A 13,368-nucleotide genomic window follows, 5' to 3' on the forward strand; every position below is an offset into this window, starting at 1 on the left:
TTTAGCGTAAAATTGCCCGATTATAACGAAAGCTGAGCAGTTATGAAATTACTCATTATCGATAATCACGATTCCTTCACTTTCAATTTAGTGGAGCTGGTTCGCCCCCTTGGTGTAGTTTTTGATGTGCGAAATGTGGAAGCACTACAAGAAAATACGCCTGAACCCTATAGTCATATCTTAATTTCACCGGGGCCTGATGTGCCAAGGGCTTATCCTCAACTTTTTGCGATGTTGGAGCGGTATCATCAGCAAAAATCCATACTTGGCGTATGTTTAGGGCATCAAACTTTGTGTGAGTTTTTTGGCGGCAAGCTTTATAACCTCGAACAAGTTCGCCATGGGCAAAAGCGGAGGTTAAAAGTGCGGTCAAATTCACCGTTGTTTTTAGGGTTACCCATGGAATTTGATATTGGGTTATACCATTCTTGGGCTGTGCAGACTGAACATTTTCCCGAAGAATTCGCGATCACCGCCGTTTGTGATGAAAATGTGGTGATGGCAATGCAGCATAAATCTTTACCGATTTATGGCGTCCAGTTTCATCCGGAATCTTATATGTCGGAATATGGCGAGCAAATTTTGCGAAATTGGTTAAATATTACCCCATATTAGGGCTTGATTCTTCAAATAAAATTCGTATTATAGCCGTCTATACGTCAATACTTCTAAAATCGAAAAGAGAGAAATTATGTCTAGTTATTTATTTACCTCGGAATCCGTGTCTGAAGGACATCCGGATAAAATTGCCGATCAGATTTCTGATGCGGTACTTGATGAAATTTTAAAACAAGATCCCAAAGCCCGTGTAGCCTGTGAAACCTATGTGAAAACTGGTATGGCATTAGTGGGCGGTGAAATCACCACATCGGCGTGGGTGGATATCGAAAACCTTACCCGCAAAGTCATTTGTGATATTGGTTATGAGCATTCCGATATGGGCTTTGACGGCCATTCTTGTGCGGTATTAAATGCCATTGGTAAGCAGTCTGCAGATATTAATCAAGGCGTGGATCGTGAAAATCCTTTAGATCAAGGGGCGGGCGACCAAGGAATTATGTTCGGTTATGCTACCAATGAAACAGAGGTATTCATGCCGGCGGCTATTACTTATGCGCATCGACTCATGCAAAAACAAGCAGAAGTGCGTAAAAGCGGTAAATTAGCTTGGTTGCGTCCCGATGCGAAAAGCCAGGTAACGCTAAAATACGAAAATAACAAAATTGTCGGTGTGGATGCGGTGGTGCTTTCTACTCAACATTCAGAAGAAATTAATCAAAAAGATCTCCACGAAGGGGTGATGGAAGAAATCATCAAACCGGTATTACCAAGTGAATGGCTTGCAAAAGACACCAAATTTTTCATCAACCCAACGGGGCGTTTTGTAATTGGTGGACCAATGGGCGATTGTGGCTTAACCGGTCGTAAAATCATTGTGGATACTTATGGTGGCGCAGCACGCCATGGTGGTGGGGCATTTTCCGGTAAAGACCCGTCAAAAGTAGACCGTTCAGCCGCTTATGCAGCACGTTATGTGGCGAAAAATATTGTGGCTGCCGGTTTGGCAGATCGTTGTGAGATTCAACTTTCTTATGCCATTGGTGTGGCAGAACCCACTTCCATTATGGTGGAAACCTTTGGTACGGGTAAAGTGGCCAATGAATTGTTGGTGGCATTAGTGCGTGAATTCTTTGATCTGCGTCCTTATGGTTTAATTAAAATGCTCGATTTGATTAAGCCGATTTATCGTGAAACAGCGGCTTATGGTCATTTTGGTCGTGAGCAATTCCCATGGGAAAAAGTCGATCGTGCAGAAGAATTACGAGCCGCAGCCGGGTTGAAATAATCCATTATAAATTAACTAAGACCGCTATTTTGGCGGTTTTAGTTATTCGATAAATTGTGATTAGCTTCTGAAGTCTTTCGTTTGATTTATACAATAACTCAGGTTATAGTGTCGAACAGCAGATGGGAGGTGAAATTATGAGCATAAATTCACATATTGAAAAAATGCTAAAAGAGAGTGATAAAAAAGGGATTGAGGGTGTCTCAGTTTTTGAGAATGATGTACCGTCTGCTTTACAGTCTCTTGCTATTCAACATTTAGCGGGCAAATTAAACCATGATCACCCGAAAAAAAATAAAAGACGTCATCATCAATCACGACTTTTATCAGCTTAGTGAAAAAATTGGTTATACAGCAGATATTATTCTTGATTATCAGAAAGAGATTGAGCAACTTGTCAAAATATGGAAGTTAGCGAAATATGTTGAAATTTATCATGATAATGTTGATTTCGCTTATGGTAGGATAAAAGATACGAATTCAGCATATGGTTCATCGCCTTATTATATTGGTTTATTTCATTCACGGGTATTACCGGATAATTATGATCCCTTGCTTGTCATTACCTTTTCAGATGATATTATTAGTAATAAGAATGTTTGCGGATCACGATGAATTATTTGGTTCATTTAATGAAAAACACAATAAAAATAGGTTAAAAGCGATAAAACAACGAATTTCATCACTTTTATTTAACAAATAAACTCAATGCTTAGGTAAATTTAAACCGCTCTTTGGCGGTTTTTTCTTTTTCTCAATATTATGTTTTCATCACACACTCAATTTCGTCATTTAAAAATGCAGGTTCTGCGTAAATTGGCGGAGTCTTTAGCGTTTGCTGAACAGTATTTTAAACGGGAATTTCCCATGCCGACGGTCAATTATGATTTGCGAGGGGTGAAAGCCGGCGTGGCGTATTTGCAAAAAAACGAAATCAAATTTAACCGCACTTTATTGCTTGAAAATACGCACGAGTTCATTCATCAAGTAGTGCCTCATGAATTGGCGCATTTAATTGTCTATCAAGTTTTCGGTCGGGTTAAACCCCATGGTAAAGAATGGCAGGCTGTGATGAATGAGGTTTTTCATTTACCGGCAGACACCTGCCACCAATTTGATGTGCAAAATGTTCAGGGAAAAACCTTTGAATATCGCTGTGCCTGCCAAACCCATGCTTTAACGATTCGCCGCCATCATCGAATTTTAAAAGAAGGTGTGGAATATTTATGTCGAAAATGTCGTGGGAAACTGATTTTTGTCGGTGAAAACAGGTTGTAGCTATGTTATATTTTGACTGTTAATTCTCAATCAAATGAAGGAGCTTTTTATGAAAAAATCGTTATTAGCTGTGGTTTTAGGGGCTTTTGCTATCACTTTAACAGCCAATGCCGGCATCTATGCTGAAGGGGATGTTGGGGTATCAAAAACCAAAGCAAATGGTAGCAGTAAAACGAGAGTAGAACCTCGAGTTGCTGTGGGTTATAAATTAGGGAATATGCGTGTAGCAGGCGATTACACTCATCATGGCAAAATTGAGGGAGCGAAGATCCAAGGCGTTGGGGCTTCGGTGTTTTATGATTTTGATGTGAATTCCAATGTGCAGCCTTATGTTGGTGCGCGTGTTGCGGCGAATAAATTTAAATATGATAATCGTGCAGATCAACCTTATAAAAGTTCTTCTGATACGAAAATGGGGTATGGAATGGTTGCCGGCGCTAAGTATAAATTAGATGAAAAATGGTATGCCAATGGGGCAGTTGAATATAACCGTCTAGGTAGCTTTGATGATACTAACGTCAATAATTATGGGGCAAAAGTGGGTTTGGGTTACGAATTCTAATCGCCTATAAGTGCGGTCAAAAATCTGCTTATTTAGAAATAAAGACCGATAAAAACCGTATTTGATGATGAAATCAAATACGGTTTTTGAGTTAAATGGAGCTAAACTAAAGTTTCCAATGCCTGAACAAATTTCAAATAACGTTGATATTTTTCCTGATAGGCGTTGAAGTTCGCTTTATTGGGCATAAAGGTTTCCATTGCTGAATTTAGTAGGCTCTTTTTATCCATTCCCTCAATTGTTTCCATCGCCACGAGAGCGGCACCAAAACAACCGGTTTCTTCAACTAAAGGAATTTCTAATTTCATCCCCGTTAAATCCGCTAACATTTGCATCCAGATTTTTGATTTTGTTGGGCCACCTGTTACTCTCAGTACTGTCGCATCAGGAAAACGTTTTGCCATTCGCTTTAAATGGTGCATCAGACTAAATAGCACACCCTCATAAACAGCTTGAAGTAAGTGGATTTCCGTATGATGAGCTTGCAATCCGTAAAAGCCTGCTTGCATTCCTAATTTACGATTAGAACCATAGAGGAAAGGAACGAACAACACAGAGCTTGAGGCAGGAGGTAAGGCTTCAATTGCGGTATTGAGGGTTTGATAATCCAGATGTTTAAAACGATTTAAAAACCATTCTAAATTTCCCGATGAAGTGGGGCTGGCTTCATGCACAATAAATCGATTTTTTTCCACATAGCGCCCATAGACAAAAGGAATGGATTGGGTTTCATCAATATGAGGGGTAATCCCACTCACCACAGACCAAGTGCCAAGCACGACATTGAGTTTTTCTTCATCCTCTAAACCAGCACAAAGTGCGGTTGAAACTACATCAAATAATCCGCCAACAACCGGTGTGCCTTCTGCTAGGCCCGTCATTTCAGCCGCTTTTGCGGTGATATAACCAGCAATTTCATTAGGTTTGATGATAGGCGGCAATTTATCAAAAACTTCCTCTATGCCTAATAATTTCGCCAGTTGAATATCATATTGACCGGTTTCCATATTATAGAGATTGGACTCGGAAATATTGGTTTCTTCGCAAAATAATTCACCGGTTAAGCAAAAGCGTAGGTAATCATGCGACATTAAAATGCAGCCGATACGATCGTAGCGTTCCCGCTCATGCTCTTTCAGCCAACGAAGAATGGAAACCGGGTGGCCGGTCCATAATGTTTGTCGGGTTAAGGGATAAAGTTTTTCCGGAATTTGCTCCGCCTGCCACTTTTTGACAATTTCTAAGGAACGTTGATCGGAGGATAAAATGGCGCGTCCTAAAGGGCGGTGATTTTTATCTAAAAAAAAGGCCCCTTTGCCTTGGGCAGAAATGCCAATGGCTTTAATTTGTTGGGCATCAACCTGGCTTTGTTCAATGGCTGTTTTCACCACTTGTGCGGTGATTTGCCATAAGGCTTGCGGATCCCGTTCGGCATAGCCGGATTGCTCGCTAATAACCGATACATTTTGGCGTGCGATACCCTGCAGTTTTCCTGTGCTATCAAATAATGCGGCTTTTATAAAGGTTCCACCGCAATCAATACCTAAGTAATAATTCATAACACCTCAATAGAAAAGACAAGCAGCCATTTGAGGCTGCTTGTGATTGATGATCTTATTTAGCGAGTGCATCAATTTGATTAACCAAGCTATCACCGTGTTTTTCAATGTAAGATTTGCGTACTTTTTCTTCAATGATGGCTTTAAACGGTGCAGGATCGATGGTTTCTGTTACTTCAATCCCTTCTTTACGCAATTTCGCAATAATTTCTTGCTCATTTTTAACGTTCAGATCACGTTGGAAAGCCCCGGCTTCTTTTGCGGAAGCGACAATAGCTTGTTGTAATTCAGGTGAAAGTGCATCAAATTTGGCTTTATTCATCACCACAATGAGTGGGGTGTAGCCATGGTTACTGAGGGTTAAGTATTTTTGTACTTCATATAATTTAGAAGACCAGAAAATACCAATCGGGTGTTCTTGTGCATCCACTGCTTTGGTTTCTAATGCGGTGTAGAGTTCAGCCAATGGCATTGGCACAGGGTTTGCACCTAACAGGCTAAAGGCTTCAATGTACATCGGGTTTTGGTTGGTGCGAACTTTTAAACCTTTCACATCTTCAGGTTTGGTCATGGTATGTTTAGAGTTCGAGAACGCTCTAAAGCCCACATCCCAAAACGCCAATCCTTTAAGGCCTTTTTCTTCCAGAGCTTTTAATAGGTTTTCACCAATTTCACCGTCTAAGACTTTATAAACGTGTTCACGGTTTTTAAAAATAAACGGAATATCAATTACATTTAAGGCAGGAACTAATCCGGTGAAGTTTGGTGAGCCGGACATTTCAAGATCAATGGTGCCACCACGAACACCGGCAATCATGGTTTGTGCATTGCCTAGGGTGCTATCAGGGAATAATTTTAATTTAATTTCCCCTTTGGTTTTTTCAGCCAATAATTCATTAAATTTTTTTGCTGCAATATGTTGAGTATCGCTACGCGGTGCTTCATAGCCAAATCGTAAACTGGTTTCTGCTGAAACCGCTGAGGTTGTTAATACGGCTGCACCAGCAACTAATGTGGCTAAAAATTTCATATTAAAACGTTTCATAATGTTCTCCTAATTGAGCGTGGTTGAGAATACGATTGTCTGTTTACAGCATCCATTGTAATGGCACTAAAATTAATGATGGAAAGAAGATAAATAAAAACAATAAGATAACCATCATTCCCATATAAGGCAGGATGCCTTTTGCGGATTGTTCAAAGGGGAGTTTAGAAACCCCTGTAATCACATTTAATACATTGCCCACTGGTGGGGTGATTAAACCGATGGACGTGTTTAAGATAAATAACACCCCAAAATAGACCGGATCGATACCGGCTTCTTCTACTAAAGGCATTAATACCGGTGTTAAAATAAGCACGGTCGGTGTGAGATCCATCACCATACCAATAATGAATACCGAAATCATAATGACGATTAACAATAAGGTTGGATTATCAATTAACGGTTCTAAGAATTCCGTCATGATTTGCGGTAATTCTGCAACGGTGATGAGCCAACCGGTCACATTGGCTGCGGCGACTAAGAACATCACAACAGCCGTGGTTTTCGCAGCAGCAAGGATCACACGGTATAAATCTTTGATTTTTAATTCACGATAAATAAAGAGTGAAACAATTAACGCATAAAATGCAGCCACAACACCGGCTTCCGTTGGGGTGAAGATCCCTGAGCGGAAACCACCGATGATGATAACCGGTAGTAACAACGCCCAAATACTGTTTTTAAAGGAAATACATAATTCCTCTTTTGTTGCTTTTGAGAAGGTCATCAAATCTAAGCGTTTGGCTTGCCACCACCAAAGTAGTGCGAGCATGACCCCCATCATTAAACCGGGGAATATACCGGCTAAGAAAAGTTTTGTAATAGAAACACCACTTGCCACCCCAAATACGATAAAAGGAATAGACGGAGGAATAATCGGAGCAATAATTCCTGCTGTACCGATCAAACCCGCAGATTTATCAACAGGGTAGCCGGTGGTTTTCATCATCGGTAATAACATGGCGGCCACCGCAGCGGTATCTGCAACGGCAGAGCCTGAAAGGCTTGCCATAATCATGGCAGCGATAATCGCAACAAAGCCCAAGCCACCCCGTTTATGACCGACTAATTTCATTGGTAAGTCAATAATGCGTTTTGATAATCCTCCTTCATTCATAATTTCACCGGCAAGAATAAAGAAAGGAATTGCCATTAACGAAAAGCTATCGGCACCACTGACTAAATGCTGCGCCAAAATTTGCGAATCAAATAAGTCCAGTTGAATCATTAAGGCAATGCCGCAGACTAACAATGAGAAGGCAACGGGAATACCCAAGATAATGGCTGCAAGCAATACTGAGAGGAAAATAACGACAATCATGCTTTCTCTCCTTTCGTTAATAATGTGATTCGGCTAATAAGGCGAGCGATAAGCAAGAGGCCGATTAAAGTTCCTGCGACAACACTGGCAAGATAAGTGATGCCTTGTGGTAAACCGGAAATTGGGGCAAGATTCGTCCAATTTAATTGGAACTGAATCCAGCTGCCATCCACAATCAAATAGCAACAATAAAGCATGATGCTATCTGTCACAACACCTAATATATTCCGTCTATTTGGGGAGAGCTTATCGGTTAAAATGGTGACGTTAACATGGCGATTTTCATTAAATGCCAATACGGCCGCCAAAAAAGTGAGCCAGATAAACATATAGCGGGACACTTCTTCTGTCACGCTAATACTGCTGTTAAAGCCGTAACGCAATACGACATTAAGAAACACCAAAATCGACATCACCGATAAAATAAACACCACAAGGGCTTCTAATGCTTTTCCAACAAATTGAGCCAAGGCTTTCATTGTTCCTCCTCAAGGTCATCAATCGCGACTTTCACCACCACTTTACGAATTCTTGAAGTTTCATTTTCTTTACAAGCGCTTCGATGGGCATCTTCCGGAAAGAAAACGGCAAAATTGCCCGGATGGCATAACAATTCTTGCTCATTTTCGACTTGGGTATAAAAGAGAATATCACGCTCTGCATCATAGCTTTCAGCAACTTGATGATGGCCCCGATCCGTTGCAACTCTCATTCTCTCTATTCCGCTATGCCAATATTGCACATCAATATATTGACGATGCACTTCGGGTAAATGGGTTTCTTCGGGGGAGGTGGTAAGATCAAGTACCTGCACATAAGATTTGCCTTTCAGTGGATAGCGTCCGCTTGCCAGTTGATCAAAGTCGGTTTGTTTGAGGTAGTTGAGTGCGGCAACAATCGCTTTGGGATAACGGTTTGCCACGATATGAGAAATATGACCGAAAATCATCAGCTCCCCCTAAAAAATACTTGGAAAATTATTCACAAAACGCCTTATTTATTTTTCCCCTCTTTTGAGGGGAAACCTGCCTTTAAAAACGCTATTTTTTATGACCGCACTTTTAAAGGGATTTGAGTTTTGCCCAAACCGTTTCGTCCACCGGAATACCATTGGCTTTGTTATCTGCCAAAATTTGCGTAAATTCATGTCCCGGTAAACGGATTTCGACATTCGGGTCGGCTCGTTCTGCGGTTTTCACATAGTCCATAATACGTTGAAGTTTTTCATCTTTCGTTTTACCGTCAATAAGACGATCTACTTCAATGGCAATGAATACTTGGGAAACACAGTATTCATCATCTTTATCTTCGGTAACGGCAACAGTGGATTCCCCATTGGAAAGCAGTGTGGCGATCATATCTAAGACAATGGATAAGCCGGAACCTTTCCAAAATCCCATTGGCATTAAACGGCGATTTCTTTCCACCGTTGCCGGATCACGGGTTGGATTGCCCTCATCATCAAAGCCTGCATCAACAAGGGTTTGGCGACCTTGTAGGCGATGCACTTCTAACATGCCGTAAGAGTACATTGAGCAAGACATATCCACCATAGTGATAGGATTGGTGGGAACAGCGATGATTAAAGGATTTGTACCGATGCGACATTCTTTGGCACCCCATGGTGGCATTACCGCAAGGGCATTTGTCCAGCAAATCCCGATATAGCCTTTTTCTGCGGCTTGCCATCCATAAGAACCGCCACGCATCCAATGGTTAGCGTTACGCAATGCCACCACGCCAATCCCATTTTGAGCGGCAAGCGCCATGGCACGATCCATCATTTTTTGAGCGGTTAAATTCCCAATGGCTTGGTGGGCATCCCACTGTTCAATCGCACCCAATGAGAGTACTTTAGTCGGTTCGGCTTCTGGTACAATATCGCCGTTTTCAAGTTGTTGAATAAAACGAGGGAAGCGATTAACCCCGTGAGAATAAGCCCCGGCTTGTGTGGTATCGGCAAAGACAGTGGCACATTCTTCCGCAATGTCTTCACGAACATGACGGGAAAGGAGTACACGTTTGAATTCCGCTTTGAGATCAGAATAAGAAACTCTCATTGAACACCTCTAAAATTTCAAATAGTAAAACTGTATTTCAGAATATATAATCAAGCGGAGCGTAAGTCAATTTTTGTAATGAGATTAAAATCTTTTAAAATCAATAGGATAAAAAGAAATTCTCTATTCTGTGATTGAGATCTCATTTTTGTGAATTGAGATTTCATATTATGAAATATAATGTTTAAAAAGGAGAGCAATATGGCAGAAGAAAAAATAACAGGTAATCAAAGCCTCATCAGAGGGCTTAGACTTCTCGATATTTTAAGTGATTTTCCTAATGGTTGCCCATTAGCGAAATTAACCGAAATTTCAGGGTTGAATAAAAGCACCGTTCACCGCCTTTTACAAGGTTTGCAAAGTGAGGGGTATGTGAAACCGGCCGCCACATCGGGGAGTTATCGGCTAAGTATAAAATGCCTCAGTATCGGGCAAAAAATGCTCACTTCAATGAATATCATTAATGTGGCTTCGCCTTATCTGGAGCAGCTTAATCTCAGTTTGGGAGAAACCGTCAATTTTTCCCAAAGAGAGGAAGATAAAGCGATTATGATTTATAAGTTGGAACCCACCCACGGTATGCTAAAAACCCGAGCCTATATTGGCCAACATATCCAGCTTTATTGTTCGGCTATGGGAAAACTTTATTTGGCTTACCCTAAAAAAGTGGACAATCTGTCGGATTATTGGCAAAGACATCAAACCATTATTCAACAACTGACGAAAAATACCATTACTCAACTAGATGAAATGGAAGCGGAACTCGACAGTGTCCGAGAAAATCAATTTGCGATGGATAAAGAAGAAAATGAAATTGGGGTGGTGTGTATCGCTTGCCCGATCTTCGATTCTTTTAACCAAGTGGATTATGCGGTTTCCGTATCCATGTCAACCTATAAATTGAAAAAAATCGGCATTGATTTCTTCCTTAAGGAAATCAGAAAAACTGCACTGGATATTTCCAAAGAGCTTGGCTATACGGGGGAATAACGTGCGCTTGGTTTTGGCTTTGTAGTTGTTATATCGTTGATATGATTGTGTTTGTCTATTTGAGTCACAATGCCAAAAACAGGCAAAAATTTCACCGCACTTTTAGCCAGACCGTTGATGGATATTTATTCGGGATAGAGGGTTGAAAATTCTGTTTTCATTCTTATATCTGTGGGGTTCATCACTTATTTTATAAAGGAAAAGTTATGTCTCAAAACCAAGAAACCCGTGGCTTTCAATCGGAAGTTAAACAACTCTTACAATTAATGATTCATTCTTTATATTCCAATAAAGAAATTTTCTTGCGTGAGCTGATTTCCAATGCCTCCGATGCGGCGGATAAGCTCCGTTTTAAAGCCCTTTCTAACCCTGCACTTTATGAAAATGACGGCGAATTACGCGTGCGGATTAGTTTTGATAGCGACAAAGGTACATTAACCATCAGTGATAACGGTATCGGGATGACCCGTGAGCAGGTGATCGATCATTTAGGAACGATTGCCAAATCCGGCACGAAAGAGTTCTTGAATGCATTGGGCAGCGATCAAGCTAAAGACAGCCAACTTATCGGCCAATTCGGTGTGGGCTTCTATTCTGCCTTTATTGTGGCAGATAAGGTCACAGTGAAAACCCGTGCTGCAGGCGAACCGGCAGATAAAGCGGTGATTTGGGTATCTGCCGGCGAAGGGGAATATTCCGTTGCGGATATTGAGAAAAAATCCCGTGGTACGGATGTGATTTTGCATTTGCGTGAGGATGAAAAAGAATTCTTAAATGAATGGCGTTTGCGTGAGGTGATTGGCAAATATTCCGATCATATCGGTCTTCCGGTGGAAATGCTGACCAAAGAATATGATGACGAAGGAAAAGAAACCGGTGAAAAATGGGAAAAAATCAATAAATCTGATGCCCTTTGGACTCGCAGTAAAAATGACATTTCCGATGAGGAATATAAAGAATTTTACAAACACTTAAGTCACGATTTCACCGATCCGCTTTTGTGGGCGCACAACAAAGTGGAAGGTAATCAGGAATACACCAGTTTGCTTTATGTGCCGTCTAAAGCCCCTTGGGATTTATTTAATCGTGAGCATAAACACGGTTTGAAACTCTATGTTCAACGGGTGTTCATTATGGATGATGCGGAACAATTTATGCCGAATTATCTGCGTTTTATGCGTGGTTTAATTGATAGCAATGATTTACCGCTAAACGTTTCCCGTGAAATTTTACAAGACAATAAAATCACTGCAGCATTACGCAAAGCCCTAACCAAACGCTCTCTCCAAATGTTGGAAAAATTGGCGAAAGACGACGCAGAAAAATACCAACAATTCTGGAAAGAATTTTGCTTAGTGTTAAAAGAAGGCCCGGCAGAAGACTTTGGCAACAAAGAAACCATTGCGAAATTGTTACGTTTTGCTTCCACCCACAACGACAGCAGCGAGCAAACCGTTTCGTTGGAAGATTATGTATCCCGCATGAAAGAAGGGCAAAAAGCCATTTATTACATCACAGCGGATAGCTATGTCGCAGCGAAAAATAGCCCGCATTTGGAATTATTCAATAAAAAAGGCATTGAAGTCTTATTATTATCCGATCGTATTGATGAATGGATGCTGAGCTACTTAACAGAGTTTGATGGAAAACCATTACAAACTATTAGCAAAGCCGATTTAGATTTGGGCGATTTAGCCGATAAAGAGGAAGCTGAGCAAAAAGAGCAGGATAAAGCCTTTGAAAGTTTTGTAGAACGGGTGAAAACCTTATTAGGCGATCGTGTCAAAGCGGTGCGTTTAACCCATCGTTTAACGGACACCCCGGCAGTGGTTTCCACCGATAACGATCAAATGACCACCCAAATGGCGAAACTCTTCGCCGCTGCAGGTCAACCTGTACCGGAAGTGAAATACACTTTTGAGCTTAATCCGGAACATCACCTCGTGAAAAAAGTGGCGGATATGGCAGACGAAGCTGAGTTTGCCGACTGGATCGAATTATTGCTTGAACAAGCCATGCTTGCCGAGCGTGGCGCTTTAGAAAATCCGGTAGCCTTTATTAAACGAGTGAATAAGTTGTTAGGCTAATCTGCTTAGTTTCGGTTAAAATCCTCAGTCTAATGAGATTGAGGATTTTTTATTTGAGGAGATTTTATGATTATTGTTTACGGCATTAAAAACTGCGACACGGTGAAGAAGGCATTGAAATGGCTGGCAGATCACCATATTGAGCATAAATTGCATGATTATCGTGTGGAGGGTTTGGATAGCGATTTTTTAGAGCAGGCGGAAGCCCAATTTGGTTGGGAAAATCTGGTGAATAAACGCAGTACTACTTGGCGGAATTTAGCCGATGAGGTGAAAGAAACATTGTCAAAAACGACCGCACTTTCTGTGCTTGCACAGAACCCAACGTTAATCAAACGCCCGATTGTTATGCAGGAAGGGAAAGCATTGATTGGGTTTAATGAAAAAGAATACCAAGCGGCATTTGGTCAATAATTTATTAGGGGCTGTCCTAGATAACGACTAAAAACTCTATTTAGGTTAAGATAGCCAAATGAGAAAAAGTCGTCTAAGTCAGCACAAACAAAATAAACTTATTGAGCTATTTGTTGTAGGTGTTACTGCTCGAACAGCCTCTGAATTGGTAAATGTAAACAAAACGACCGCAGCCTATTACTTCCATCGTCTACGATTACTCATCT

Annotated in this window: 14 protein-coding genes and 1 pseudogene; 9 read left to right on the top strand and 6 right to left on the bottom strand. The window is 41.0% G+C overall.

Annotation, left to right across the window (positions count from 1 at the left end):
- Nucleotides 1-42: 42 nt before the first annotated feature.
- The 5 genes from BKK48_RS08170 (at nt 43) to BKK48_RS08190 (ending at nt 3,686) form a co-directional block, all read left to right on the top strand.
- Nucleotides 43-615, top strand: coding sequence for an anthranilate synthase component II (locus BKK48_RS08170; RefSeq protein ID WP_077427701.1), 573 nt, complete (start codon nt 43-45; stop codon nt 613-615).
- A gap of 76 nt (nt 616-691) precedes the next feature.
- On the top strand, nt 692-1,846 hold the full coding sequence (metK, locus tag BKK48_RS08175) for a methionine adenosyltransferase (protein ID WP_077415478.1): 1,155 nt from the start codon (nt 692-694) through the stop codon (nt 1,844-1,846).
- A gap of 276 nt (nt 1,847-2,122) precedes the next feature.
- Entirely contained in the window at nt 2,123-2,461 is a 339-nt protein-coding gene (locus tag BKK48_RS09905) for a hypothetical protein (protein WP_143538843.1), read from the top strand.
- A gap of 147 nt (nt 2,462-2,608) precedes the next feature.
- Nucleotides 2,609-3,124, top strand: coding sequence for a SprT family zinc-dependent metalloprotease (locus BKK48_RS08185; protein WP_077427705.1), 516 nt, complete (start codon nt 2,609-2,611; stop codon nt 3,122-3,124).
- 49 nt (nt 3,125-3,173) lie between these two features.
- Nucleotides 3,174-3,686, top strand: coding sequence for an opacity family porin (locus BKK48_RS08190; protein WP_077427707.1), 513 nt, complete (start codon nt 3,174-3,176; stop codon nt 3,684-3,686).
- 101 nt (nt 3,687-3,787) lie between these two features.
- Here the strand turns inward: BKK48_RS08190 and BKK48_RS08195 are convergent, their stop codons facing one another.
- From BKK48_RS08195 to yiaK, 6 genes are all read right to left on the bottom strand, one after another.
- Nucleotides 3,788-5,245 carry an FGGY-family carbohydrate kinase gene (locus tag BKK48_RS08195; protein WP_077427709.1) on the bottom strand — a complete coding sequence of 486 codons (1,458 nt, stop codon included), beginning with the start codon at nt 5,243-5,245 and terminating at the stop codon, nt 3,788-3,790.
- A gap of 55 nt (nt 5,246-5,300) precedes the next feature.
- Nucleotides 5,301-6,290: a TRAP transporter substrate-binding protein gene (locus BKK48_RS08200; protein ID WP_077427711.1), complete on the bottom strand. Its 990-nt coding sequence runs from the start codon at nt 6,288-6,290 to the stop codon at nt 5,301-5,303.
- A gap of 43 nt (nt 6,291-6,333) precedes the next feature.
- Complete coding sequence (locus tag BKK48_RS08205; RefSeq protein ID WP_077427713.1) at nt 6,334-7,611, bottom strand: TRAP transporter large permease subunit; 1,278 nt, start codon at nt 7,609-7,611, stop codon at nt 6,334-6,336.
- Complete coding sequence (locus BKK48_RS08210; protein WP_077427715.1) at nt 7,608-8,090, bottom strand: TRAP transporter small permease; 483 nt, start codon at nt 8,088-8,090, stop codon at nt 7,608-7,610. The genes BKK48_RS08205 and BKK48_RS08210 overlap by 4 nt, the downstream gene beginning before the upstream one ends.
- The gene (locus tag BKK48_RS08215; RefSeq protein ID WP_077427717.1) at nt 8,087-8,560 is read right to left on the bottom strand and encodes a NanQ anomerase/TabA/YiaL family protein; all 474 of its coding nucleotides are present in this window, start codon (nt 8,558-8,560) and stop codon (nt 8,087-8,089) included. The genes BKK48_RS08210 and BKK48_RS08215 overlap by 4 nt, the downstream gene beginning before the upstream one ends.
- Nucleotides 8,561-8,672: 112 nt before the next feature.
- Nucleotides 8,673-9,671, bottom strand: a complete 999-nt coding sequence (yiaK, locus tag BKK48_RS08220; RefSeq protein ID WP_077427719.1) for a 3-dehydro-L-gulonate 2-dehydrogenase — start codon at nt 9,669-9,671, stop codon at nt 8,673-8,675.
- A gap of 201 nt (nt 9,672-9,872) precedes the next feature.
- On the opposite strand from yiaK, the gene BKK48_RS08225 reads away from it, so the two are divergent.
- The 4 genes and pseudogenes from BKK48_RS08225 to BKK48_RS08240 form a co-directional block, all read left to right on the top strand.
- Nucleotides 9,873-10,661, top strand: a complete 789-nt coding sequence (locus BKK48_RS08225; RefSeq protein WP_077427721.1) for an IclR family transcriptional regulator — start codon at nt 9,873-9,875, stop codon at nt 10,659-10,661.
- A gap of 206 nt (nt 10,662-10,867) precedes the next feature.
- Nucleotides 10,868-12,748, top strand: coding sequence for a molecular chaperone HtpG (gene htpG / locus BKK48_RS08230; RefSeq protein WP_077427723.1), 1,881 nt, complete (start codon nt 10,868-10,870; stop codon nt 12,746-12,748).
- Between the two features lie 66 nt (nt 12,749-12,814).
- Entirely contained in the window at nt 12,815-13,162 is a 348-nt protein-coding gene (locus BKK48_RS08235) for an ArsC family reductase (protein ID WP_077427725.1), read from the top strand.
- Nucleotides 13,163-13,220: 58 nt separating this feature from the next.
- Nucleotides 13,221-13,368, top strand: a pseudogene (locus BKK48_RS08240) (IS1595 family transposase); the annotation flags it as partial.

Source organism: Rodentibacter heidelbergensis, from assembly GCF_002000125.1.
Taxonomy (GTDB): domain Bacteria; phylum Pseudomonadota; class Gammaproteobacteria; order Enterobacterales; family Pasteurellaceae; genus Rodentibacter; species Rodentibacter heidelbergensis.

Excerpts from the sequence above, each read along its gene's own strand:
- yiaK (WP_077427719.1), bottom strand. The coding sequence starts at position 9,671 with ATGAGAGTTTCTTATTCTGATCTCAAAGCGGAATTCAAACGTGTACTC.
- BKK48_RS08200 (WP_077427711.1), bottom strand. The coding sequence starts at position 6,290 with ATGAAACGTTTTAATATGAAATTTTTAGCCACATTAGTTGCTGGTGCA.
- BKK48_RS08170 (WP_077427701.1), top strand. The coding sequence starts at position 43 with ATGAAATTACTCATTATCGATAATCACGATTCCTTCACTTTCAATTTA.
- BKK48_RS08235 (WP_077427725.1), top strand. The coding sequence starts at position 12,815 with ATGATTATTGTTTACGGCATTAAAAACTGCGACACGGTGAAGAAGGCA.
- BKK48_RS09905 (WP_143538843.1), top strand. The coding sequence starts at position 2,123 with ATGATCACCCGAAAAAAAATAAAAGACGTCATCATCAATCACGACTTT.
- metK (WP_077415478.1), top strand. The coding sequence starts at position 692 with ATGTCTAGTTATTTATTTACCTCGGAATCCGTGTCTGAAGGACATCCG.
- BKK48_RS08185 (WP_077427705.1), top strand. The coding sequence starts at position 2,609 with ATGTTTTCATCACACACTCAATTTCGTCATTTAAAAATGCAGGTTCTG.
- BKK48_RS08195 (WP_077427709.1), bottom strand. The coding sequence starts at position 5,245 with ATGAATTATTACTTAGGTATTGATTGCGGTGGAACCTTTATAAAAGCC.
- BKK48_RS08205 (WP_077427713.1), bottom strand. The coding sequence starts at position 7,611 with ATGATTGTCGTTATTTTCCTCTCAGTATTGCTTGCAGCCATTATCTTG.
- BKK48_RS08190 (WP_077427707.1), top strand. The coding sequence starts at position 3,174 with ATGAAAAAATCGTTATTAGCTGTGGTTTTAGGGGCTTTTGCTATCACT.
- BKK48_RS08215 (WP_077427717.1), bottom strand. The coding sequence starts at position 8,560 with ATGATTTTCGGTCATATTTCTCATATCGTGGCAAACCGTTATCCCAAA.
- htpG (WP_077427723.1), top strand. The coding sequence starts at position 10,868 with ATGTCTCAAAACCAAGAAACCCGTGGCTTTCAATCGGAAGTTAAACAA.
- BKK48_RS08210 (WP_077427715.1), bottom strand. The coding sequence starts at position 8,090 with ATGAAAGCCTTGGCTCAATTTGTTGGAAAAGCATTAGAAGCCCTTGTG.
- BKK48_RS08225 (WP_077427721.1), top strand. The coding sequence starts at position 9,873 with ATGGCAGAAGAAAAAATAACAGGTAATCAAAGCCTCATCAGAGGGCTT.